Raw genomic sequence first — 23,212 nt, forward strand, 5'->3', positions numbered from 1 at the left:
TATTCAATGGTTATTAAAGAATTTTTAACCTTTTTATCATTATATATATATATATATATAATTATCATATAAGATCCACCCGTAAATAAACTTATGGTTTAAAATCTTGACTAAAATTTATCTAGTTTAATTTAATATGTGGTGAAATATAATCCATTTTTTATTCATTGAGGAGTTATTTTTATGAGAAGAACTAAAAAAAATAAATTAGGAATATACCTTGCGATTGCATCAGGGCTGGTAGTTACTTCCGGAGCAACATTAACTTATGTTTCACTAGTTAATAAAAATCAAAATTTATTAAATAATAGGATTTCGATTATTAAACAAAAGGAACAAGAGATTGAAGTTGCAAAGAAAATACTAATAAAAGCACAGCATACATTAAATAACACTAAAATTAAACAAAAAGATTTAATTAAAAATCTTGATTTAACTAATCAAGAAATAGGTGAATTATCTAGCAGAGATTTTAGTCTTAATCAAACTATAAAACAATTTAAGAATGAAATTAATAATTTAGATATAAAACTTGCAAATACCTCACTACAACTTGAAAAATCTAAGAAGTTATTAGATCAAACTACTCAAAATAGATTAAATGTAGCATCTGAATTAGAACAAATAAAGAAAAGAATCAAGCAAAAAGAAAACGATATATTCTTAAAACAGGAAGCCATAACAAAAAATGAACTAGCAAAGCAAGAATCTGATAAACAATTAGTTATAGCTAGCGAAAAATTAAAAAACATGAATGAACAACTTATAAAGGCAGTTAATGAGCACATTGCTGCTAGGGAAACGGCAGCAGAGTTTAGTCGTTATATAAAATTTGTTCTCAGACCTAAGCATGAAAAAGTACACGAGCAATTTGCTGAAAAAGAAAAGGAATTGGAAAAAGTTCAAAAAGAATATGAATCATTAATGCAAGATTTAGATCATATAAATGAAAGGAAATCCGAATTAGAGGGACGATTACCTTGATATAAAGAGGATACTAAAAAACTAGAATCTAAGTATGATGAAATTAATAATCAATTAAACGAAGCGCTAAAAAATGAAATTAAAGATGTTGAAGTAATAAAGGGTTTAGTTTCTGATGTACAAGATTATTACCATTATTTTATGAGTAAAAAGGAAAATAAGGATAATGTTGAACACCAATTATCGAATCAAATTCCTGAACAAATTAGTGATTTAAATGAAAAAATTTCTTCTGTAGCTAAAAAATTAGAAGACACTGAAAAGCAAGTTCGTATTGCTTATGAAGCCTTTCGAGCTTCGTTTGATGAATATAATAATAAGATTGGTACTAAAAACATAAATAATCAAAAAAAGGTTACTGAAACTTATAAAGAGCTAACAAAGGCTAGAGAAAATTACAATTATGCCTTAAATAACTTTCAAGCCGCAAACATTTTAGTAGAGCACAGAACCCAAAAATTTAATCAAGTAAAACAAGAATATATAGACCTATTTAAAGAAAAAGAAACATTAGAATCTAACAAAGCGAAACTTGAAGAAGTTCTAGAAATTACAAATAAAAAAGAACAAATTATGAACTCAGAAAATCTTAATAAGATTGACAGTGAATATAAAGATTTAAATAAACAAAAAGAAATGTTAATACAAAAATATCAAAATGCTAAAAATGAATTAGCTTCGTTGTTTAAGCAAAAAGAGTCGTTTAAACAGCAAATTATAGATATTCAAGCAAGTGTTGAAAATACGGATAAGGCAATTTCATTTTTGGCGACGGACGTATTATCAAAAGCAAAAATATTAGAGCACAAAATTAAGGAATTAGAACAAATAAAAAATAAGCTATCAGTTATTTAAAAATCTATAATAATTAATGAAGTTTATCAAAATGAAAACAAAAAATGTTTTAACAAAAAATATCTTGTTATATTTCAAGATGTTTTTTTGTTTTCTAAAACATAAAAATTTTATGATAAACATAGGAAATAAATCAATAGAATGCTTTCAATAAACAACTGCCTTCTTGATAGTAAAATCACTAGAAAAAGCTAAAAAGCGCCCTGTTTTAGACGATATTCGTTCATATATATATATATATATATATATATATAATTTGAGATTATTAGTATGCTAAAAACTAATAAATAGAATCAATTAATAAAAATGTTTAGGGCGGTATTTAATAATGAGAAGAAGTAAGGGTACATTAGCGTTGTGTTTAGGATTGTCAACAGGGCTGGTGGTCGCAGGTATTTCCGCATTTATCTATGCACGTTATAATAAGAATAAATCAATTGCACAAAAAACAGAAGATATATCTAAATATAACATAATTATTTCGCAAAAACAAAAGCAGTTAAAAGAAGCTAAAAAAGCATTGCTATATATCAAAAAAGAACAAAAAAATTCTAAAAATAAGTTTGCAGAAATAATGAAAAATATCGAGAATCTTGAAACAAAAAATAGTGAGTCTAGGATTAAGTTAGAAGAAATCAAAAATGAACAAATAAAGCTAGAAGCGGAATTTGCGAGTTTAATAAAAGCATATGATGAGGCTAAAAAGGAATTAGAAATAGCAAAACAAGAACATAAAAAAATTCAATCAAATTTTGATTTTGCAAATAAGATTTTTACTGAAAAATCAGAAAAATTGTTATCAAAAAATAGCGAATTAGAAAGAGCCAAAAAAATATTGGCTGATGCTGAAACAGATAATGAATATGCCAAAAAATCAATTTCAAATATCGAAAGTGATATTAATAAAAAAAGTATGGAATTGAGCAACAAGCAACAAGCTAAAGATAAAATATCGCATGATCTTGAAGTAGCTAAACAAAAAGAAAAACAGGCATCAGAATTACTTAAACAAGCAGAACAAGATTTTGATCTAAAAAATAATGCCTTGCAAACATTAAAGAACGAGTTAGAAGGTTTAAAAAAACAACAAAATTCAGCAGAAGCTAGCTATAGCCAAGCTAAGAAAAAAATGGATTTTTTAAATGCGGAAGTTATAGAAAAAGAAAAACTCTTAGATCAAGCTAAAGAACAATTACAATTAAAAAGTGAAGATGTTAATTTAAAACAACAAGCTCTTGATATTGCAATCAGAGAATTAAATGAGGCAAGCGCCATAAAAGAAGAGGCTTCAAATAAATTAAAAAAGGTACAACAAGCATTACAACAAAGTAGTGATAATTTAGTGCAAAAATCTCGCGAGGTAGATCTAGCATTAAGAGCTGTTGAAGAAGCCAAAAAAGAAAAAAATAATGCTCAAACTAAACTAAATAAAACCAAAGAAACACTAGAAGAAAAAGAAAATGATTTAAAAGCTAAAAATGAAGCTAAGCAACAAAAACTTGAAGAAAAACAAGATGCTGAATTACAAAAGAAAAAATTATCTGCTGCTTATGATGATTCTGTTTTAAAAGAAGCCGAATCGCAAAGAGAACTAGAATCAAAAAAAGATGAATTGAAATTATTATCAGAACAACATACTGAATTAAGTAACAAAACTAAAAAAGTTGAACAAGAAATTCAAAATATATCAAATGAAATAGCATCATTAACACAAAAGCTTAAAGATGCAAAAAAAGTTTTAGAAACAAAGCAACAAAAACTAAAAGAATTAGAAAATGCTTTGCCCAATGCGAATAAGGAATTAGAACAGGCTAGAAATAAAGAAACACAAGCAATAAAAAACCAAAAAGAAGCTGATCAAAAATTGCAAAATGCGCAAAATGATTTGCAAACAAAGAATAGCGAAAAAGCCGTAGCTGAATCTGAATTACAAAAGGCTAAAGATAAAGAAAAAGAATCAAAAACTGAATTAGATAATAAGAATAGCGAGTTAGCTTCGAAACAAGAAATTAAAAATAAGGCAAATGTTGAAAAGCAAGAAGCAGAAGGAAAACAATCTCAAATTGAACAGAAAATCTCAAGTCTTGAAGAAGATTTTGCCAAAAAGAGTAAGAAGGAACAAAATGCTGCAAGAGATTATCAGCAAGCCGAGGAAGCATTTCAACAAGCACAACAAACATTATTAGAGGAACAAAGAAAAAGTGATGAACTTAGAGAAAAAACAGAAAAAGCAACAGAAGAAAAAGATAAAAATAATACTGAATTAAGACAATTAAGAAGTGAAAAAGAGAAAATAGATCAGCAACTTAAAAAAAATCAAGAAGACTTAGAAAGACAAAACCAGAAATTAAACGAAAAAAGGGATAAATTGTCTAATTTAGAAGGTGAAGTTTCATCACTTAATCAAGTAATAGATAAAAATAAAGAAGAAATTGTTGAAGAAAGTAAAAAATACTATACCCCTTATGGCGGTGATTATTATAGTTATGAAGAGCTAGAAAAAATCGTAAAACTCTTCCAAATTTATAATTTTGGCAATGATGATGATGATTCTTGACTGTATGATCTTGCTCAAGCTCAATATGATGAGATAAAAGAAAAATATCCAGATATTTTTGAGTTTGCCCAGCCTTATTTAGATACATGAAGACATTATAATACTTCTATGTCTGATGCTACTGCAGACAATTGGGTAGAAATATATAAAGAAACTTCAAATTTGTTTCCTGATATTCATAACATGCAAGATAAGGTGGCTAAAAAACAAAAAGAAATTGAAACAACTAAACAAGAACTTACACAAAATCGACAAGACATTGATAGAATAAACGAAGAAAATAAACAATTAAATCAAAAGCTTGCCAATTCTAAATTGGACGAAAAAATAATTGCCAAACAAAGCGAATTTGATGATGCAAATAAAAAATATGATGAATTTAATAAACAATATGTGGCAACATTTAAAACAATCAATGCAGCTAAGGAAAGCTTAAAGACTAAGGAAGAAGTTAAGAATAATTTAATGTCGCAAAAAGATCAAGCTAGCTCCGAAAAAGCGATGGCTGAGCAAAAACTTGCGGAAGCTAAAAGGCAATTAGAAACTGCTAAGCAAGAAGTTGCAAATAAAGATAAACTATTGCAAAAAGCAAAAGAAGATTTTTCACATACTGAAGAAGTAAAAAATAGCGCTGAAATGAAGTATAATCAAGCACAATCTGATTTGTTAAAAAAACAAAAACTCTTAGAAACCAAGGTTAGCGAAGTAGAAACTGCCACGCAAAATGAAACTAGATTGCAACAAGAAAAAAAAGAAGCTGATCTAAAATTAGAACAAACTCAAAAAGATGTTCAAACCAAGAATACTGAATTGCAAACGAAGCAAGAGCAGCTAAAAAAAGCGCAACAAGAATTCGAAGCAGCAAAACTCACAGAGCAAGAAGCACAAAAATCTTTAGATAATGCTAATGAAAAAAAGAACAATAAACTTGCCGAAGAAAATGAATTGCAATCGCAAACACAAAGTAAATTAAAAGAAAAAACTAATAAAGAAGAAGAAATTAAAAATGCTGAATCTAATCTTAGCCAATTACAAAAACAAAAAGAAATAAATAATAGCAATTTAGAAGCCCAAACACAAAAAATAAATGAGTTAACTAGTGATCTAAATCGCTTAACAAATGAAGTAGAAAAAGTCAAACAAGAACTAGATGAAGCAAAAAATAGCAATGATCAAGCAATGGCTGAATATGAAGAAAAACTTGCAAATGAATCATTAAAAATAGAAGAATTAGACCAAAAGAAAAAGCTAAAACAAGAAGTTGAAAATCAAAATCAAAATGATCTCAGAAATAAAGAAGAAACTCAAAAAATATTAGAAGGCGCTAACAAGGAATTTATATCAAAACAAGAAATTAAGGATCAAAAAACAAAAGATTTAGAAGAGTCTAAAAAAATAGAAAAAAGCGTGCAACAAGCAGAAGCAAAGGCACAACATGATTTAGATGTTTCATTAGAAAAGCAAGATAAGGCTTATGAATTGTTTGAATATGCTAAGATAGAATTAAATAATAAAAATAAAGAAGTACAATGAAAACAAGAAGCTTATAATAATCAAGAAAAACTATTTATTGATGCTAAAGAAAAGAAAAATAATGCTAGCAAAAGCTTAAAAAACGCAAAGCAAAAGGTTGCAGAGGATAGTAATAATTTAAACACTAAGATTGTTGAAATTGAAGAAGTTGAAAAATTACTAAATGAATTAGAAACAAATAAGAAACAAGTATTGCAAAGACTTGAATTAGCAAATAAGAACGTAGTTGAAAAAACAAAATTATTTAGTTCTATTGAAAATGAAAAAAATCTAGCCCTACAACAAAAGCATGCTTCAGAATTTGCTAAATTAGGTCTCGAAAAGCAACTTAATAAATCTGAGAAAAATCTTGAATCTAATAAACAAAGTCTTTCAAATAAAAATGAAGAATTAAAGAAGAATAAGCATCAACTTCAAGAAATAATAAGCCAAGCTAATGATATTAGTGAGGAAATCAGTAATATCAATAATATCATTCAAAAAGAGTTGAAAAATAAAGAAAATGTAGGCCAAACTCTAAGCACTACAAATAAAGAGCTTGCCAAGAAAAAGAAAGAAATTTCAGATTTAATAGACGAGATAAATAAATTAAAGCAAATATTATCTAATCTTAGTGAATCTAAATAAAAATAAATATAATATGCCGTTACAAAAAAAGCTTTTACCCATATAAAGAGGTTTGAGCTTTTTGTTTTGTTTAAATAAAAAAACTCAAGTTAAAATACTTGAGTTTACTAGTCATGTTTGATTAAATAATCAACTAATGATATGGCTGCCCTTGTTAGATTCGAACTAACGGATGGCGGTACCAAAAACCGCTGCCTTTCCACTTGGCTAAAGGGCAAAATGGTGGAGGGGGAGGGATTCGAACCCCCGAACCGTGAGGAAGTGGGTTACAGCCACCCGCGTTTGGCCGCTTCGCTACCCCTCCAATTTACATTAGCAAGTTAAATTATATTATAAAAAAAATTATTTGTTAAAAAATAAAAAATAAATTCATTATCTTGTTACCCAGTTTCTAGTGTTTTATATAAAAAAAGTTTAAAAAAATTACAAAAAAAATGTTTTTGGTATAATAAATTAGCAACTATGCAAAGAAGCATAAGGTTACGATATACCGAGCTTAGTTGTTCATCTTGGTTATCGAGAACTTATGCGGAGTGCTTCATATAATGAAGAAGGAGAACAAACAATGGCAAAATTAGAAATTAAAATCAAAGCCTTTGAAGCTAGTTTAGTAGATGATGCTGCTAAAAAGGTTATACTTCTAGCGAAAGCTGAGAAGGCTATGGTAAGTGGTCCAATTCCTCTACCTACAAGAAAAGAAATTGTTACCATTTTAAGATCTGTTCATGTTAACAAAAAATCTCGTGAACAATTCGAAAGCAGAACTCATAAACGTCTAATTGTTTTGTCAAATGTTAGCGAAACACTAATTGATAAAGCAAAAAGACTTGAATTGCCTGCTGGTGTTCAAATTAGCGTTAAATCTGTAGCATAATACAGATATTATTTTTTTTAAAATATATACGTATATGTGGCACCGATTTTTTAAAAAAATGAAAGGATAAAAATGAAAGGAATCTTAGGAAGAAAAGTTGGAATGACTCAACTATTCACTAGCGAAGGTAAGTTAATACCTGTAACTATTGTTGAAGTTAAACCAAATGTTGTTACCAAAATTTTAACCGAAGAAAAAAACGGTTATATTGCAACACAACTTAGTTTAGAAGATAAGAAAAAATCTCAAATTAAGAAACCTGAAGTAAATTATTTCAAACAAGCAAATACAACACCTAAGCGATTCGTAAAAGAAATCCGTAATATGGCCGGATTTAACTTAGGTGAAACATTAGATGCCTCAATTTTTGAAGGCGGAGATGTGGTTGATGTTACGGCTATTTCAAAAGGAAAAGGTTTTGCCGGAACCATTAAGAGATGAAACCAACATATTGGTCCTAAATCACATGGTGGTGGTGGTGGTTCGCAACCTATAAGACAAACCGGTTCTATTGGTGATATATCTGGTAATAGAGTTTGAAAAGGTATGACAATGCCTGGTCACCTTGGAGCTGAACAAGTTACAATTCAAAATTTAGAAATTGTAAAAACTGAAGCGGAAAATAACTTATTAATTATTAAAGGCAGTGTTCCTGGAGCAAAAGGTGCTTTGTTAGTTATTAAAAATGCTAAGAAATCAGTTCAAAAGAAAGCTGAAATTAAATTAGTTAATTTAAAAGAAACATTAGCAAAGAATGAAATTTTTGAACAAGCTAAGAAATATAATCTTGAATTAAATATGGATATGTCATTAAGCGAAATGAAGAAAGCTCTTGAAGAAGCTACAGAAGGGGATAAATAATTATGTCTACAATTGTTGATAAATACTATATCTCAGAAAAGTTTGATAAAGACCGAAACATATCATTTAATTTCAAAAAAGCAAAAGAAAAAGTTTCAGGAAATTTTGCTGAATTTATTGATGCCGTTAATGAATTCATTAATGTTAGCGAAAAATCTAAGAATAGTACTAGAGTATGATTTCACCGTAATGGAGCATATAGTGGTAGTGTTGATGTAGAAAAGGCTAGAATTATTGCTAACAGAGTTATTGAAGCTAAAGTTGAAAGCAAGGATGCTATCGAGTTTATTGAAAAAGAAAATTTAGTTGATAAACCAGCATCACCAGCTAAAAAAATGGAAGAAAGTGATTTTGAATTGCCAAAGAGTGTGTTTGGATTAGAAAAGATACATACTCAATCAGTTTTTGACGCTATTTTGGTAGAAAGAGGCTCAAAACGTCTGGCTACTCATAAGGTTAAATCACGTGGTGAAGTTAGTGGAACAGGCAAAAAACCATGACCACAAAAACATACAGGTAATGCTCGTGCTGGGTCATTAAGAAGTCCAATCTTTGTTGGCGGCGGTAGAGCATTTGGACCAACAACCGAAAGAAATTACAATCTTAAAATTAATAAAAAAGCTAGAAAAAATGCTTTATTCTCAGCATTAACAATGCTAGCAAATGCAAATTCTGTTTTAGTTAGAGAATACGAACTAGAAAGTATTTCAACTAGAGCCTTATTAGTTGAATTGAATAAGGATAATCTAATTGGATTAAACAATATTCTAATAGTTTCTTCAAATGAAACCATTTATAAATCGGCTAAAAATTTACCAAATGTTAATGTAAACAAGGTTACATCATTGTCAATCGAATCATTAGTAGCTGCTGATGTTTTAGTGATTAGCAAGGAAGATGTTAAGTTCTTAGAAGGGATGGCAAAATAATGAATATTAATCATGTTATTAAATATCCAGTTTTAACTGAAAAATCAGAAATTGCTAGATCTAATCAAAATGTCTATACATTTGTTGTTGACAGAAGAACAAACAAAATTGAAGTTAAAAAAGCTGTTGAATTTATCTTTGATGTTAAAGTTGAAAAAGTTAATATCATTAATTATGATAAAAAACCAGCTAAATTAGGTAGATTTGCAGGGTTTAAAAATGCCGTTAAGAAGGCTGTTGTGTTTTTAGACAAAGATTCAAAGATTGTTTTATTTGCTGAAGAAGCTAAAGAAGCAAAGAAGGCAAAAGAAACTGAAATGAAGTCTGAAAATGTCGAAACAGTTAAACAAATATCAGAAGCCGAACTAAAAGCAGCAGAAAAAATTAAAAGAGCTGCAGAAGCAAAAACGCAAAAGTCTGAAGAAAAAGCAGAAGAAATTAAGCAAGAAACAGAATCAAAATAATTAATCTCGATAAAACAAAAACTATAAGATTAATTTTTAAAAATAATAATTTAGATTCTTAAAAGATAAATATTATACAAACAAATATTTTTAAGAAATGGAGAAAAGAAGACAATGGCTATTAAAAAATTTAAAGCTTATACAAATGGTCGTCGTAATATGTCTTCTCTTGACTATCAAGCAAATTTAACTGGACATAAACCAGAAAAATCATTGCTTGTGGCACTTCCAACACATTCCGGAAGAAATAATCAAGGTAAAATTACAACTCGTCACCACGGTGGCAGATTAAAAAGATTTTATCGTATTATTGACTTCAAAAGATATAACAAGGATGGAATTGAGGCTATTGTTAAAACAATCGAATATGATCCAAACAGATCAGCCAATATTTCTTTAATTGTTTATCGTGATGGAGAAAAGAGATATATTATCAGTCCAAAAAATATTAAGGTTGGACAAAAAGTTATTTCAGGAGAACATGTAGATATACAAATAGGAAATAACTTACCACTTGGAAATATTCCAGAAGGTACATTTGTTCACAATATCGAATTACAACCTAAACAAGGTGGAATTATTGCTCGTTCTGCTGGTAGTTCAGCGCAAATTTTAGGTAAGGATGAATCAGGAAAATACGTTATCTTAAGACTAAAATCTGGCGAAGTGAGAAAAGTTCTAGGTGTATGCCGCGCTACAATCGGTGAAGTTGGAAATGAAGAACACTCATTAGTTAATATCGGTAAAGCTGGTAGAAATAGATTGAGAGGAATTAGACCTACAGTTAGAGGTTCAGCCATGAACCCTAATGATCACCCACATGGTGGTGGTGAAGGTAAACAACCTATTGGTAGAAAATCACCAATGACTCCATGAGGTAAAAAAGCTCTGGGCGTTAAAACTAGAGCAACTAAAAAATCATCTAACCAATTTATTATTAGAAGAAGAAAGGAAAGTAAATAATGTCTCGTTCATTAAAGAAAGCGCCCTTTGTTGATGATCACTTAATGAAAAAAGTGGTTGCTATTATTGAAAATAAAGCACCAAAGCGTCCAATCAAAACCTGATCAAGACGTTCAACAATTTATCCTGAATTTATTGGTTTAACATTTCAAGTTCACAATGGTCATGCATTTCTTGATGTCTTTGTAACAAATGATATGGTCGGCCACAAATTAGGTGAATTCGCACCAACAAGAACATTTAATGGTCACGGTGCTGATAAGGCTAAAGGAAAGAAATAATATGGCACAAATAGTTAAGGCATCAGTTAAAATGCAAAGAATTAGTGCGAGAAAAGCTAGATTAGTAGCAGATTTAATTCGCTATAAATCAGCTACACAAGCATTAATCATTTTGCAAACAACATACAAAAAGGCTTCAGAAATTATTCTTAAACTTTTAAATTCAGCGATTGCTAATGCAACAAATAATTTTGGTTTAGATGCTACTAAATTAGTAGTTTCAAAAATTTTAGTAAATGAAGGTCCTACATTAAAAAGATTTCAACCTCACTCACGTGGCAGAGCATACCCAATTTTAAAAAGAACTAGTCACTTTTATGTTGAATTAATGGAATTAAATACAGACGAACTAAATAAGGAGGCAAAATAATATGGGTCAAAAAGTTAATCCAAATGGTTTTCGTTTTGGTATAACAAAACCGCATAATACTGTTTGATATTCAGACAAGCAAGATTTTGCTAAGTTCTTATTAGAAGATCAAAAAATTTATGATTTCTTTGATAAAAAGGTTCGTGAATATTTAATTGGCAATGTTCAAATTAAGAGAAACCAAAACAGTAATATTATTGTTTATGTATATACAGCTAAACCAGCTGCCTTATTAGGAACAAATGGTGATAATATTAAAGCTATAACATTAGCTCTTAAAAAAGAACTAAGAAATAAAAAAATTAATATTACTATTGATGTAATAGAACTAAAAAATCCCGACTTAAATGCAAGACTATTAGCAGAAGGCATTGCTGTTAAATTAGAAAATCGGGGAAGCTTCAGATTAGCACAAAAATTTGCTATCAAAAGTGCTATGAAAGCAGGAGCTAAAGGTATTAAAACCTCTGTATCTGGCCGTTTAAATGGTGTTGATATGGCTAGAACGGAAGGATATACCGAAGGTGAAATGAAATTGCATACTTTAAGACAAGATGTAGATTATGCTGTTGCTAAGGCTAAAACAACATATGGTATCTTGGGCATTAAGGTTTGAGTTTCATTAGGTGAAATTTTAGAAAACGGAAAAGCACAAGTTAGTGCTTTGGAATCAAATAAAACTGAAAGAAGACCGAGAGTTATTAGAAAGGGCGGTGAAAAACATGCTTCAACCAAAGAGAACTAAACATAGAAAAATGTTTCGTATCCGCCATGATAAAACTAAAGCACATCGTAATAACACAGTTTCATTTGGTGAGTTTGGTTTAAAATCAACCTCATCAGCATGAATCAGTGCAAGACAAATTGAAGCAGCTCGTATTGCTATTACTCGTCGTATGGGTCGTGAAGGTAAGGTTATTATCAAGATATTTCCACATATGTCAAAAACATCTAAACCTATTGGTGTTCGTATGGGATCTGGTAAAGGTAGTCCTGATCAATGATTTGCAGTTGTTAAAGAAGGAACAGTGATGTTTGAAGTTATGGGAAACCAAACTGATACTATGAAAGACGCTTTAAGATTAGGCGGTCACAAGTTGCCTGTTACTTGAAAAATTGTTTCTAGAGATGCTACATGTCAATCGGAAGGAGAAAAATAATTATGTCATATACTGAATTAAAGAAAAAAACAGTTGAAGAACTAAAAACTTTATTAGCAGAATTAAGAGCAGAATTATTTTCTCTACACTTCAAAAATGCGACTCGTCAATTAGACCAAACCCACAAAATTAATTTAGTTAAAAAAGATATTGCTAGAACCTTGACTGCTATAAATGCCAAAAAGGAAGAAGGAGATAAATAATGGAACAAGTTAGAGAAAATCATCGTAAGAAGCTTGTTGGAACTGTAATTAGTACTAAGAATGAAAAAACTATTACTGTTATGGTTGAAACATATGCAAAACACCCATTATACTCAAAGCGTTTCAAAGTATCTAAGAAATTTGCTGTTCATGATGAAAAAAATGAAGCAAAAATTGGTGATGTTGTTGAAATACAAGAAACAAGACCACTTTCAAAAACTAAACACTTTAGATTAGTTGAGATTAAATCACACGCTATCGGAGGAAACGAAAATGCTTAGTGAATTTTCGAGATGTAATGTAGCTGATAATTCTGGCGCCAAAGAAGTAATGATTATTAAGAACCTTGGTGGTTCGGTTGTAAGAAGCACAAATATTGGTGATATTGTTGTTGTTACTGTTAAAAAGGCAATCCCTAATGGTGTGGTTAAAGAAGGTCAAGTTTTAAAAGCAGTTATTGTTAGAACAAAAAGAGGCATTGCAAGAGAAAATGGTTCATACATTAGATTTGATGATAATGCTGTTGTTTTAATTAAAGAAGATGGTACTATGAGAGGTACTCGGGTATTTGGTCCTGTAGCGAGAGAACTTCGTGAAAAAGGATATTTAAAAATAATTTCATTAGCTCCGGAGGTTTTATAATGTCTCAAGCTAAAATTAGAAAAAATGATATTGTTTTAGTTATTTCAGGAAAAGAAAAAGGTAGATTTGCATCAGTTTTATCAACAAATGCCAAGAAACAAACCGTTGTTCTAAAAGAAATTAACATGAAAACCAAACACCATAAACCTTCACAAGAAAATACTGAAGGAAAAATTGAAAAGAAAGAATTTCCTATTCACATTTCTAATGTAGCATACCTAGCAAAAAAAGGTGCGCAAGGCCAAAAGTCAATTGGAACAAAAATAGGATTTAAAGTTGATGCTAAGACCGGTAAAAAACAAAGAGTTATGAAAAAAGTTAATAAGGTTATATAAGTAAATAAGGAGAAATAGAAAATGGCTAAATTAGAATTAGAAAAAAAATATTTAGAGCAAGTTCGCCCTGAATTAGTTAAAGAATTTGGTTACTCATCAATTATGCAAGCTCCGCGTTTACAAAAAATTGTTATTAATATGACAGCCGGAAATGAAGTATCAAACTCAAAAGCTATTGAAGAGGTTATGGTTGAATTAAGCCAAATAACTGGACAAAAACCATATCAAACAGTGGCAAAAAAATCATTGGCATCTTGAAAATTGCGTGAAGGTATGCCAATGGGTGGAAAAGTAACATTAAGACGTGAAAGAATGTGATCATTTTTAACTAAATTAATTAATATTGCTTTACCTCGTGTACGTGACTTTAATGGTACAAGCTTAAAAAGTTTTGATGGTCGTGGTAACTACGCGATTGGTATTAAAGAAGAAATTATTTTCCCAGAAATTTCATTTGATAAAATTCGTAAGTTAAAAGGTATGGATATTATTCTTGTAACCAGTGCAAATTCAGATAAAGAAGCATTTGCATTATTAAAGAAACTTGGAATTCCATTTGCAAAAGGTACTAATTAAGGAGAATTTGTATGGCAAGAAAAGCGTTAATGATTAAAGCTGAACGTGAACCAAAATTTTCAGTTAGAAAATACACACGTTGTCAAATTTGTGGTCGTGTTCATGCAGTGTTACGTAAATATAAAATTTGTAGAATTTGTTTTAGAGAATTAGCACACGAAGGAAAGATTCCTGGCGTAAAGAAAGCGAGTTGATAATTATGGCTATTATTACAGACCCAATAGCAGATATGTTTGTTAGAATTAAAAATTCTATTTCAAGAAAGTATCATGAAGTTCTAGTTCCTCACTCAACTAAAAAAGAAAAAATCTTAGAAATTTTTACAAGAGAAGGTTATATTACTTCATATGAAATCATTACCTCACCAAAAGGTTTTAAAGAAATTAAAATTACTTTAAAATACAAAGGAATGAATCAAAATCTATCTGCAATTACAGATATTAAAAGAGTTTCTAAACCAGGTTTAAAAGTATATTCATCAGCTGACAAATTACCTCGTGTTTTAAGTGGATATGGTACAGCAATTATCTCAACATCAAAAGGTCTATTAACTGATAAAGAAGCAAGAAAAGCTAACTTAGGTGGCGAAGTTATTGCCTTTATTTGATAGCACTTACCTAGATTTAAGGATTTAAACTATGTCAAGAATTGGAAAAAGAGTTTTATCTATTCCTCAAGGTGTTGAAATAAATTTATCAAAAAACCATATTGTTATTAAAGGTAATTTAGGCCAATTAGAATATACATTTTCACCATTAATTTCTGTTATTATTGAAAATAATGAAATTAAAACTTTAAGAGCTAATGAAGAAAAAACTACAAAGCAATTGCATGGTACAACAAACGCTATTATTAGTAATATGTTAATCGGAGTTTCAAAAGGTTATAAAAAAGAAATCGAAATTAAGGGTGTTGGTTACAAAGCAACACTTAAGGGAAATGAAATCGAAATAATTGCCGGATATTCGCACAGTGTAGTTAAGGCAATTCCATCAAATCTAAAAATTGAGGTACCAAAACCAACTAATATTATAATTTCTGGTATTGATAAACAAGCTGTTGGAGAATTTGCTGCAAATATAAGAGATATTAGACGTCCAAGCCCATATTCAGGTAAGGGAATTATGTACAAAGATGAAGTTATTAGACGTAAGGAAGGAAAAACTGCTGCTAAGTAGTTAAAAAATAGGTAAAAAATTATGTTATCAAGAAATGAAAGACGTAAAGTTAAACATTTAAAAATTACTAATAAATTAGCAAAAGGTACTTCACAAAGACCACGTGTTGTTGTATTTAAATCATTACATAACTTTTATGCGCAAGCAGTCAATGATGAAACACATACAACATTAGCTTCATTTTCAACTAGACAATTATCTGAAAAAGGGAATAATATTGAGGCAGTAAAAATGGTAGCAAAGCAATTTGCTCTAAAACTAAAAGAAGTAAATGTTTCTGAAATCGTTTTTGACCGTTCAGGCTATATTTATCATGGTAAATTAGCAGCATTTGCAGACACATTAAGAGAAGAAGGGATTAAGTTCTAATGGCTGAAGAATTAAAGAAAGAAAATACTGAAGTAGCTAAGGAAACTAAGGTAGTTTCACCTATTAAAAAACCAGAAATAAAAGAAAATAATAAAGCAACTACTGAACGAAAAGCTTTTGCTCCCAAGAAACAATTTAGTGCAACTCCTGCAGCTAAGATTTTTGAAGAAAAAGTTATTGATATTGCCAGAGTTACAACCGTTGTTAAAGGTGGAAGAAGATTTTCATTTTCAGCATATGTTGTTGTCGGCGATAAAAAAGGTAAAGTTGGATTTGGACACGGAAAAGCAAATGAAGTTCAAGATGCTATTAAAAAAGCAGTTAAAGATGCACAAAAAAATGTATTCAACGTTCCTATAGTTAACGGAACCATTCCACACGAAATAAAAGAAAAATTCCTAGCTTCAAAAGTACAACTACGTCCCGCTCCTAAAGGTGCTGGTATTATTGCTTCTAATACAGTGCGTGCTGTTGTAGAATTAGCTGGTTATACCGATATTTCTACAAAAACATATGGTTCAAGAACAAAACACAATATTGTTCATGCCACAGTTAATGCACTTAAGAAGATTAAAACAGTTGAAGAAATTGCTAAACTACGTGACATTGATGTAAAGCATTTATTAGCTAAATAATATAATATTAAGGAGTGTTATTTATGAAATTACATACATTAAAAGCAACACCTGGCGCTCGTAAAGAAAAACATCGTGTCGGACGTGGTCATGCTGCCGGTAAAGGGAAACAAGCTGGTAGAGGGCAAAGTGGACAAACAAAAAGAAGTACAGTTAGACTAGGTTTTGAAGGTGGACAATTACCACTATTCAGAAGAATTCCTAAACGTGGTTTTAATAATGTAAATCATGTTGAATTCCAAATTGTTAATATTTCTTCGCTAGAAGAAAAATATACAAACAATGAAGTTGTTTCTTATGAAACATTGATAGCAAAAAACCTTATCAAGGGAGTATTGCCGGTTAAAATTTTAGGAAGAGGAACACTAACTAAAAAGTTGACTGTTTCAATTCCGTCTCTTTCACAATCAGCTAAAGAAGCTATTGAAAAAGCTGGAGGAAAAATCGAGGTTCAATAATGGCTAAAAGATCTAAAGTAGAAAAGGAAATATATAACAAAAGACTCGAGCGCAAATTAGCAATTGATAAATTTTTTGCTAAAAAAAGAAACTCGTGATCAGAATGATGAAAAAATCATGGTCTTTTTAAGAAGATCTTATTTACTCTTTTTGTTATTTCACTTTTCTTAATAGCTGGTACTATTACTTTACCAGGTGTTGAATTAGCACATCAAGACAGATTGAATCAAGGTGATTTCTTTGGTATCTTAAACTTGGTAGGTGGTGGTGGATTACGTAGATTCTCCATAGTCGCCTTGGGGATTGGACCTTTTATTTCTTCATCGCTAGTAATGATGATTTTGCAAACAAAAGCATTCCCGGCGGTTCATCGTTTAAGTCAATCAGGTCCATTGGGTAGAATAAAAATTAATTTTATAACTTATACTGTTACATTGTTCTTTGCAATATTTCAAGCAATATTGATTACAAGAGCATTAGTAAATCCACAGACTGATAATTTTGGTATAAGATTTTCTGATAGTTTAGTTAAGTCTCTTGGCGAAAAAGGAACCTTTGCTTATCAATGAGTGATTCTTCCTTTATTGTTAGTAGCCGGATCATTCTTTTCTTTATTTTTATCAGAACAAATAACAAATAAAGGTGTTGGGAATGGAACGAGCTTAATTATCTTTGTCGGAATTGCTAGCTCACTAGTTCCAACCTTCAGACATGCTTTTGAATACTATATGCCATCAGTAAAAAATAATAATTCGGTTGTTTTAAAGGAAACACTAAACTTTATTGTTTATTTACTGGCGTATTTATTAGTAATTTTTGTTGTAATATTATTTACTCTTGCTGAAAGAAAAATTCCAATTCAACAAGTTGGGGCAGGATTATCTAAAACGGAAAAAGAATTAAGTTATCTACCTATCAAAGCAAACCCAGCAGGAATTATGTCAGTAATTTTTTCAATGATGGTTCTTTCTGTTCCTACATTGATTGCAGGGTTATTTGATCCTAATACAAGTAGATATTATCAATGAGTTTATTCAAATCTTCAACTAACACAACCATTAGGATTCTTCTTATTTGTTATCATAACATTTGGATTAACTATTTTAATGGGAATACAACAATCTAAAATTGATAAGATTAGTGAGGATTTTGCAAAAAGCAGTACGTTTATTCCTGGAATTAGACCGGGTGAACAAACTGAAAATTATTTATTAAATACTGTGTTAAGATTATCATTCTTTTCTGCTGGGTATTTAATAATATTGGGGGCATTGCAATTTATTCAACAAATGTTTGGAATGCCTGCACCAATAGCGTTTGGTGGAACATCAATAATGATTCTAGTTTCAACAGCAACAGAAACCGTTCAACAAATTCAAGCAAGATATAAATCACAGGAACTTGCGCGAAGAAGACGAATGATTAAAGAATTAAAAGAAGTATATGGAGAAGACGAAGATTTAATATGATAGAAAGATGTCAAATTAAGAAGCCTAATTTGATTTTTATAGGTGCACCAGGTGCTGGCAAGGGTTCTCTTTCTAAGCTATTAGTTGAAAATTTTGGGTATTTTCAACTTTCAACTGGTGATATGTTTCGTCAAGAAATTAAAAATAAAACAGAATTAGGGCTAAAAATTAAAAACATATTAGAATCAGGAAAATATGTTGATGATAATATAACTAATCAGCTAGTTGAAAATAAACTAACTAGCTTAGTTAATGAGAAAATACCTTTTATTCTTGATGGTTTTCCAAGAACGATTGATCAAGCTGAGTTTTTAGATACACTTGAAAAAAAAGGGATTTATATTGACCAAGTTATTTTATTAAATATTACCGATGAACAAATTATTGAACGTTTATCGAAGCGTAGAATTTGTCCTTCATGTAAAACAATTTATCACCTAGAATCATTCCCACCAGCTAATGACAAATTCTGTAAACATTGTAAAACAGAAGTTGTCAAAAGAGCTGATGATGAAGAAGAAGTAGTATTAAAACGTCTTGCGATATATAACGATCAAACAAAATGTTTAATAGATTTTTATAAAAAAAAGAATATAGTTTCAGAAGTAAATAGCTATCAATCATTAAAAAAAGTGTTTGATGACGTTAAAGAGGCCTTGAAATGATAAAAATTAAGAATCAAATCGAAATTCAAAAAATTAAAAAGGCCTGCGCAATCTTGGCAGAAGTCAAAAAAATTCTTTGAGACTTTATAAGACCAGGCGTTTCTTTAAAAGAAATTGATAGCGTCGCTTTTAAAGAAATTAAGAAAAGAGGAGGAAAACCAGCTTTTTTAGATATGTATGGTTTTCCTGCAACTTGTTGTATTTCAGTTAATGAAGAATTAATTCATGGTATCCCTTCTGATTATGTTGTTAAGGATGGGGATATTGTAAAAATTGATACCGGGGTAGTATGGGAAGGATATTATTCTGATTCTGCCTTTACAAAAGGTGTTGGCAATATTACACAAAAAGATAAGGAATTAATTCAAGTTGCAAAAGACGCTTTTTATGCAGGATTTAATGCAATTAAAGTAGGTAAACGCTTTGGTGATATATCTGCTGCAATCGGAAATTATATTCGTCAAAAAGGCTATTATACACCTGATGAATTTTGCGGCCATGGTATAGGCAAAAGTTTGCATGAAGATCCGCTTATAAATAATGACGGTATTCCAAATACAGGTGATTTTATTAAAAACGGTATGGTTATCTGTATTGAACCAATGATTTTACAAAAGTCAAAAAAAACATTAATTAAAGAAGATAATTGAACTGTTATTGATCCATTAGGTTTTAATACTTCGCACTACGAGCAAACAGTATTAATTGATAATGGTGAAGCATATATATTATCAGGAGACAACATTTAATGGGAAAAAACAAGAAAGATAAAAAAGAAGAAGTTATTAAAATGACTGGTAAAGTTACCAAGATGCATTCAACAAAAAATTATGATGTTTTGTTAGAAAATAATCTTGAAATTAAGGCTTATATTTCAGGAAAAATGTCTCTACATAACATTAAACTTATTCCCGGTGATATGGTTGATGTTGAAATCAGTCCTTTTGATTGAACGTTAGGCAGAATAGTTTTTCGCCATAAATAAAACTAAGGAGAATTATGAAAGTTAGAGCATCGATTAAAAGCATTTGCAAAGACTGTAAAATAATTAAAAGACACGGCGTTAATAGAGTAATTTGCATTAACCCAAAACACAAACAAAGACAAGGATAAAAAAATGGCTAGAGTTTTAAATATAGAAATTCCAAATAATAAAAAAGTTCGTATTTCTCTAACATATATTTTTGGTATAGGTCCAACAATTGCTAAGCAAATCTTAGCTGCCGCAAATGTTGATGGAGAAAAAAGAGTTAAAGAATTAAGTGAAGAAGAATTAACACGCATTAGAGATGAAGCTAAACAATATACTACTGAAGGTGATTTAAAGAGAGAAATTAATCTAAATATTAAAAGATTAATGGAAATTAAATCATATCGTGGTATTAGACATAGAAAAGGATTGCCAGTAAGAGGCCAATCAACTAAGAAAAATGCAAGAACAAGAAAAGGCCCAAGAAAAACGATTGCTGGAAAGAAAGGTAAATAATAATGGCTAAGAAAAACAAAAAAGTTGTTACGCAAGGTATTGCGCATATTCACTCAACATACCAAAATACAATTGTTTCTTTTTCAGATTTAAAGGGAAATGTTTTTGCATGATCTTCTTCGGGGGCAATTGGATATAAAGGTACGAAGAAGAAAACTCCATATGCTGCTGGCCTAGCCGCAGCTGCTGCTGTTGAAAAAGCCAAAGAATTTGGTTTAAAGGAAGTGTCGATTATGGTTAAGGGTGTTGGTCCTGGAAAATCAACAGCTCGCAAGCAAATTGAAACAAGTGGTTTTACAATTAAGGATGTTAAGGATGTTACTCCTACTCCTCACAATGGTACTCGTCCTCCAAAGAAAATTCTTAAAAGAGAAAAATAATTTAGATTTACAAGGATAACATAGGGGGATATTATGGAAAAAATTCAAAAAATTACTTATAAAGAATTAGTCGCTGAAAAAGTAAATGATTTTAATACAACATTTGTAATCGAACCATTATCGCGTGGTTATGCAAATACAATGGGGACTACTTTAAGAAGAACTTTACTTTCTTCTATTACATCAGTTGCTCCATTTGCGATTAAAATCAATAATGTCGAACATGAATTTCAAACAATTAGTGGTTTACAAGAAGATGCGATAACATTAGTTAGAAATATAAGAAGCATCCGTTTTGTTTACAATGAAGAAATGTTTGAAAAAGATAACTTAGCAAAAATATCATTTAAGGCCAATAAGGAAGGCGAAATCTATGCTTATGATATTCCTGAGGTTAGTGGCCTAGAAATAGTAAATAAAGATCAATACATTGCTAATATAGCCAAAGGTGGCTCATTAGAATTTGAATTATTTTTAAGAAAAGGTCGCGGTTTTGTTGATTTTGAAGAAAATAAGAATGTAATTAGTCAATATGGTTCAAGATTAGAATCAAATATTAAAAATGGTCAATTTTTAGCAATGGATAGTGATTTTAGTCCTGTTAAAAAATGTGCAATCTCTTTTGAGGAATTAAATAGTTCATCTAAATTAGTTGAAGAAAGATTAAAAATTAAACTAGAAACCGATTGCACGATTACAGCAAAAGATGCGATGGAACAGGCTGCTAAGATTATTGTTGCTCATTTTCAAATCATTGGTAATATTGATGCTTTGGAATCGATAGAATTATTCGAAGAAAATAAAGATAAAAAAGATAAGGAAATTAAGTCATCTGTATCAATCAGTAAACTTGGCTTATCAGTAAGATCAGAAAATGCTTTAAAAAGAGCAAAATTCACCACTATTGAAGAAGTATTAAATTTAACTGATGAAGAATTGGCAAATATTAAAAACCTAGGTAAAAAATCAATTCAAGATATTATTGATAAAAGAAATGATTGAAAAAATAGAATTGGCAATGATGCTGATTTCGAAAGCGACACCACGATAGATTCACTAGAACAACTTAAAAAATCAGATGAGGGAGAAGAATAATGGCTAACCCAAAACAACTATTTCGTAGAAATACTGAATGATGAAACCATGTAGAAAGATCGTTAGTTACCGATTTATTGGTAAACGGTCAAGTTAAAACCACTCTTGAAAGAGCTAAAAGAATTAGATCAAATGCAGAAAAGATGATTACACTCGGAAAGAAAAATACCCTTTCAACCAGAAGACAAGCAGCTAAATTTTTAAGACTTATTCCTTCAAAAGTTGAAAACAAAGATTCGTTACAATATTTATTTGATGTTCTAGCATCAAAATACGCCCAAAGAAATGGCGGATATACAAGAATAATTAAAATTAATAACCGTGCTGGCGATAATGCTAAAATGGCAATTATTAAATTAGTATAAAATAGGAGATAAATTATGGCTATAGTTCCAAAAAGAAAAACCTCAAAGCAAAGAAAAAATTTAAGAAGAAGTCATCATGCATTAAGTCCTATTACGTTAGTAGAATGCAAGCATTGCAAACAATCAATTATTCCTCACCAAGCATGTAGATATTGTGGATTTTATAAGGAAGAAAAAGTTCTTAAAAATGTTATTAATGATAAAATTAAATAATTTTAGAAACACCAAGTTGTTGACTTGGTGTTTTATATTTAATAAGTTATACTTGACTTTTTTAGTAAAAGATATTATCTATATTGGATTATATTTTTTTATTAATAATTTCAAAAATACGTTAAATTGCAACAAAAATGAGCCACCTAACATATATAGTAAAATGTTATAGGTGGTCTTATTATGCATGAAATAGAATTAAACTATTTTCAATTAAATAGAAAACGAAAATTAGATGTTATAACTACATATTCTAATTTAACAAATAAGCAATTATCTTTAAAAGCAAAATGTTCAATATCAACCATAAAAAGATTAAAACAAAAATTAAGAAATGCTAAATTATGCAAAAAAGAGGTTAACTTAGCGCATGGTAATCAATGAGGCGATAGAAAAAAGATTTACAGTAATGATTTAATTATCAATTATGGGAAAAAATACGAAAGTGAAAAATTGATTGCTGGAACAAAAAATAGTTCTTGTAATTCATATATGTCTTACTGTTTGTTTTATGAGAGAATAGCTAATGTAAAAATATCATATAGTCAATTAACAAGAAGACTTACGCAAAGCGGATTTCTAAGTGCTTTTGCTCATAAAAATACAATAAAAAGACAAAAAACTTTTGTAAAAAAATATATACCTTATAAGCCAAATATTTTGCCTAAAGAAAAGATTGCAAAAC

Annotated in this window: 33 protein-coding genes and 2 tRNA genes; 33 read left to right on the top strand and 2 right to left on the bottom strand. The window is 29.8% G+C overall.

From position 1 onward, the window contains the following. Positions 1-183 precede the first annotated feature (183 nt). On the top strand, positions 184-1,839 hold the full coding sequence (locus ACWXVS_RS01540; RefSeq protein ID WP_455994710.1) for a hypothetical protein: 1,656 nt from the start codon (positions 184-186) through the stop codon (positions 1,837-1,839). Between the two features lie 328 nt (positions 1,840-2,167). Continuing rightward, positions 2,168-6,556: a hypothetical protein gene (locus ACWXVS_RS01545; RefSeq protein WP_455994712.1), complete on the top strand. Its 4,389-nt coding sequence runs from the start codon at positions 2,168-2,170 to the stop codon at positions 6,554-6,556. Positions 6,557-6,698: 142 nt separating this feature from the next. Here ACWXVS_RS01545 and ACWXVS_RS01550 read toward each other — a convergent pair. Both ACWXVS_RS01550 and ACWXVS_RS01555 read right to left on the bottom strand, forming a co-directional pair. After that, positions 6,699-6,773 (bottom strand) — tRNA-Gln (locus tag ACWXVS_RS01550). A 3-nt stretch (positions 6,774-6,776) separates the two neighbouring features. Beyond that, positions 6,777-6,860: transfer RNA gene (locus tag ACWXVS_RS01555), tRNA-Tyr, on the bottom strand. A 261-nt stretch (positions 6,861-7,121) separates the two neighbouring features. Here ACWXVS_RS01555 and rpsJ point away from each other — a divergent pair. The 31 genes from rpsJ to ACWXVS_RS01710 all read left to right on the top strand — a co-directional run. Beyond that, a complete protein-coding gene (gene rpsJ, locus ACWXVS_RS01560; RefSeq protein ID WP_438340907.1) occupies positions 7,122-7,430 on the top strand; it encodes a 30S ribosomal protein S10 in 309 nt (102 codons plus the stop codon). Positions 7,431-7,502: 72 nt separating this feature from the next. Next, the gene (rplC, locus tag ACWXVS_RS01565; RefSeq protein WP_444705169.1) at positions 7,503-8,291 is read left to right on the top strand and encodes a 50S ribosomal protein L3; all 789 of its coding nucleotides are present in this window, start codon (positions 7,503-7,505) and stop codon (positions 8,289-8,291) included. 2 nt (positions 8,292-8,293) lie between these two features. Further along, complete coding sequence (rplD, locus tag ACWXVS_RS01570) at positions 8,294-9,220, top strand: 50S ribosomal protein L4 (RefSeq protein ID WP_438340905.1); 927 nt, start codon at positions 8,294-8,296, stop codon at positions 9,218-9,220. Beyond that, positions 9,220-9,684, top strand: a complete 465-nt coding sequence (gene rplW, locus ACWXVS_RS01575; protein WP_438340904.1) for a 50S ribosomal protein L23 — start codon at positions 9,220-9,222, stop codon at positions 9,682-9,684. The genes rplD and rplW overlap by 1 nt, the downstream gene beginning before the upstream one ends. 114 nt (positions 9,685-9,798) lie before the next feature. Next, positions 9,799-10,647, top strand: coding sequence for a 50S ribosomal protein L2 (gene rplB / locus ACWXVS_RS01580; protein ID WP_438340903.1), 849 nt, complete (start codon positions 9,799-9,801; stop codon positions 10,645-10,647). Continuing rightward, the gene (gene rpsS / locus ACWXVS_RS01585; protein ID WP_438340902.1) at positions 10,647-10,928 is read left to right on the top strand and encodes a 30S ribosomal protein S19; all 282 of its coding nucleotides are present in this window, start codon (positions 10,647-10,649) and stop codon (positions 10,926-10,928) included. Before rplB ends, rpsS begins: the two co-directional genes overlap by 1 nt. Position 10,929: 1 nt before the next feature. Further along, positions 10,930-11,298 carry a 50S ribosomal protein L22 gene (rplV, locus tag ACWXVS_RS01590; protein WP_438340901.1) on the top strand — a complete coding sequence of 123 codons (369 nt, stop codon included), beginning with the start codon at positions 10,930-10,932 and terminating at the stop codon, positions 11,296-11,298. A 1-nt stretch (position 11,299) separates the two neighbouring features. Then, the gene (gene rpsC / locus ACWXVS_RS01595) at positions 11,300-12,043 is read left to right on the top strand and encodes a 30S ribosomal protein S3 (RefSeq protein ID WP_438340900.1); all 744 of its coding nucleotides are present in this window, start codon (positions 11,300-11,302) and stop codon (positions 12,041-12,043) included. Beyond that, entirely contained in the window at positions 12,021-12,458 is a 438-nt protein-coding gene (gene rplP, locus ACWXVS_RS01600; protein ID WP_444705167.1) for a 50S ribosomal protein L16, read from the top strand. Before rpsC ends, rplP begins: the two co-directional genes overlap by 23 nt. Beyond that, positions 12,434-12,661 carry a 50S ribosomal protein L29 gene (rpmC, locus tag ACWXVS_RS01605; RefSeq protein ID WP_444705166.1) on the top strand — a complete coding sequence of 76 codons (228 nt, stop codon included), beginning with the start codon at positions 12,434-12,436 and terminating at the stop codon, positions 12,659-12,661. Before rplP ends, rpmC begins: the two co-directional genes overlap by 25 nt. Next, the gene (gene rpsQ, locus ACWXVS_RS01610; protein ID WP_438340897.1) at positions 12,661-12,942 is read left to right on the top strand and encodes a 30S ribosomal protein S17; all 282 of its coding nucleotides are present in this window, start codon (positions 12,661-12,663) and stop codon (positions 12,940-12,942) included. The genes rpmC and rpsQ overlap by 1 nt, the downstream gene beginning before the upstream one ends. Next, the gene (gene rplN / locus ACWXVS_RS01615) at positions 12,935-13,303 is read left to right on the top strand and encodes a 50S ribosomal protein L14 (protein WP_438340896.1); all 369 of its coding nucleotides are present in this window, start codon (positions 12,935-12,937) and stop codon (positions 13,301-13,303) included. Before rpsQ ends, rplN begins: the two co-directional genes overlap by 8 nt. Next, on the top strand, positions 13,303-13,638 hold the full coding sequence (rplX, locus tag ACWXVS_RS01620) for a 50S ribosomal protein L24 (RefSeq protein WP_455994714.1): 336 nt from the start codon (positions 13,303-13,305) through the stop codon (positions 13,636-13,638). Before rplN ends, rplX begins: the two co-directional genes overlap by 1 nt. Before the next feature lie 21 nt (positions 13,639-13,659). Next, positions 13,660-14,214 (top strand): 50S ribosomal protein L5, encoded by a 555-nt coding sequence (gene rplE, locus ACWXVS_RS01625; RefSeq protein ID WP_438340894.1) that lies wholly within the window; start codon positions 13,660-13,662, stop codon positions 14,212-14,214. An 11-nt stretch (positions 14,215-14,225) separates the two neighbouring features. After that, positions 14,226-14,411 (top strand): type Z 30S ribosomal protein S14, encoded by a 186-nt coding sequence (locus ACWXVS_RS01630; RefSeq protein WP_004417000.1) that lies wholly within the window; start codon positions 14,226-14,228, stop codon positions 14,409-14,411. Between the two features lie 2 nt (positions 14,412-14,413). Beyond that, positions 14,414-14,824, top strand: a complete 411-nt coding sequence (gene rpsH / locus ACWXVS_RS01635) for a 30S ribosomal protein S8 (protein ID WP_438340893.1) — start codon at positions 14,414-14,416, stop codon at positions 14,822-14,824. A gap of 28 nt (positions 14,825-14,852) precedes the next feature. Further along, positions 14,853-15,392, top strand: coding sequence for a 50S ribosomal protein L6 (gene rplF / locus ACWXVS_RS01640; RefSeq protein WP_438340892.1), 540 nt, complete (start codon positions 14,853-14,855; stop codon positions 15,390-15,392). A gap of 21 nt (positions 15,393-15,413) precedes the next feature. Continuing rightward, positions 15,414-15,761: a 50S ribosomal protein L18 gene (gene rplR, locus ACWXVS_RS01645; protein ID WP_438340891.1), complete on the top strand. Its 348-nt coding sequence runs from the start codon at positions 15,414-15,416 to the stop codon at positions 15,759-15,761. After that, positions 15,761-16,396 carry a 30S ribosomal protein S5 gene (rpsE, locus tag ACWXVS_RS01650; RefSeq protein WP_444705164.1) on the top strand — a complete coding sequence of 212 codons (636 nt, stop codon included), beginning with the start codon at positions 15,761-15,763 and terminating at the stop codon, positions 16,394-16,396. The genes rplR and rpsE overlap by 1 nt, the downstream gene beginning before the upstream one ends. Positions 16,397-16,419: 23 nt before the next feature. Beyond that, a complete protein-coding gene (rplO, locus tag ACWXVS_RS01655; RefSeq protein ID WP_455966484.1) occupies positions 16,420-16,854 on the top strand; it encodes a 50S ribosomal protein L15 in 435 nt (144 codons plus the stop codon). Beyond that, a complete protein-coding gene (secY, locus tag ACWXVS_RS01660; RefSeq protein ID WP_438340888.1) occupies positions 16,854-18,326 on the top strand; it encodes a preprotein translocase subunit SecY in 1,473 nt (490 codons plus the stop codon). Before rplO ends, secY begins: the two co-directional genes overlap by 1 nt. Beyond that, positions 18,320-18,991, top strand: coding sequence for an adenylate kinase (locus ACWXVS_RS01665; protein WP_438340887.1), 672 nt, complete (start codon positions 18,320-18,322; stop codon positions 18,989-18,991). The genes secY and ACWXVS_RS01665 overlap by 7 nt, the downstream gene beginning before the upstream one ends. Next, positions 18,985-19,737 carry a type I methionyl aminopeptidase gene (gene map, locus ACWXVS_RS01670; RefSeq protein WP_438340886.1) on the top strand — a complete coding sequence of 251 codons (753 nt, stop codon included), beginning with the start codon at positions 18,985-18,987 and terminating at the stop codon, positions 19,735-19,737. Before ACWXVS_RS01665 ends, map begins: the two co-directional genes overlap by 7 nt. Next, positions 19,737-19,973, top strand: a complete 237-nt coding sequence (gene infA / locus ACWXVS_RS01675) for a translation initiation factor IF-1 (protein ID WP_438340885.1) — start codon at positions 19,737-19,739, stop codon at positions 19,971-19,973. The genes map and infA overlap by 1 nt, the downstream gene beginning before the upstream one ends. A gap of 14 nt (positions 19,974-19,987) precedes the next feature. Next, positions 19,988-20,101 (top strand): 50S ribosomal protein L36, encoded by a 114-nt coding sequence (gene rpmJ, locus ACWXVS_RS01680; protein ID WP_438340884.1) that lies wholly within the window; start codon positions 19,988-19,990, stop codon positions 20,099-20,101. Between the two features lie 4 nt (positions 20,102-20,105). After that, positions 20,106-20,474, top strand: a complete 369-nt coding sequence (rpsM, locus tag ACWXVS_RS01685; RefSeq protein ID WP_438340883.1) for a 30S ribosomal protein S13 — start codon at positions 20,106-20,108, stop codon at positions 20,472-20,474. A gap of 2 nt (positions 20,475-20,476) precedes the next feature. Further along, positions 20,477-20,854 carry a 30S ribosomal protein S11 gene (rpsK, locus tag ACWXVS_RS01690; protein ID WP_438340882.1) on the top strand — a complete coding sequence of 126 codons (378 nt, stop codon included), beginning with the start codon at positions 20,477-20,479 and terminating at the stop codon, positions 20,852-20,854. Between the two features lie 33 nt (positions 20,855-20,887). Beyond that, positions 20,888-21,949 carry a DNA-directed RNA polymerase subunit alpha gene (locus tag ACWXVS_RS01695; RefSeq protein WP_438340881.1) on the top strand — a complete coding sequence of 354 codons (1,062 nt, stop codon included), beginning with the start codon at positions 20,888-20,890 and terminating at the stop codon, positions 21,947-21,949. Further along, a complete protein-coding gene (rplQ, locus tag ACWXVS_RS01700) occupies positions 21,949-22,314 on the top strand; it encodes a 50S ribosomal protein L17 (protein ID WP_438340880.1) in 366 nt (121 codons plus the stop codon). The genes ACWXVS_RS01695 and rplQ overlap by 1 nt, the downstream gene beginning before the upstream one ends. A 15-nt stretch (positions 22,315-22,329) precedes the next feature. Beyond that, complete coding sequence (rpmF, locus tag ACWXVS_RS01705; RefSeq protein ID WP_438340879.1) at positions 22,330-22,527, top strand: 50S ribosomal protein L32; 198 nt, start codon at positions 22,330-22,332, stop codon at positions 22,525-22,527. Positions 22,528-22,710: 183 nt separating this feature from the next. Beyond that, on the top strand, positions 22,711-23,212 hold a 502-nt coding region (locus ACWXVS_RS01710), incomplete at its 3' end, for a hypothetical protein (protein ID WP_455994715.1).

It is taken from the genome of Mycoplasma sp. 327, from assembly GCF_053851655.1.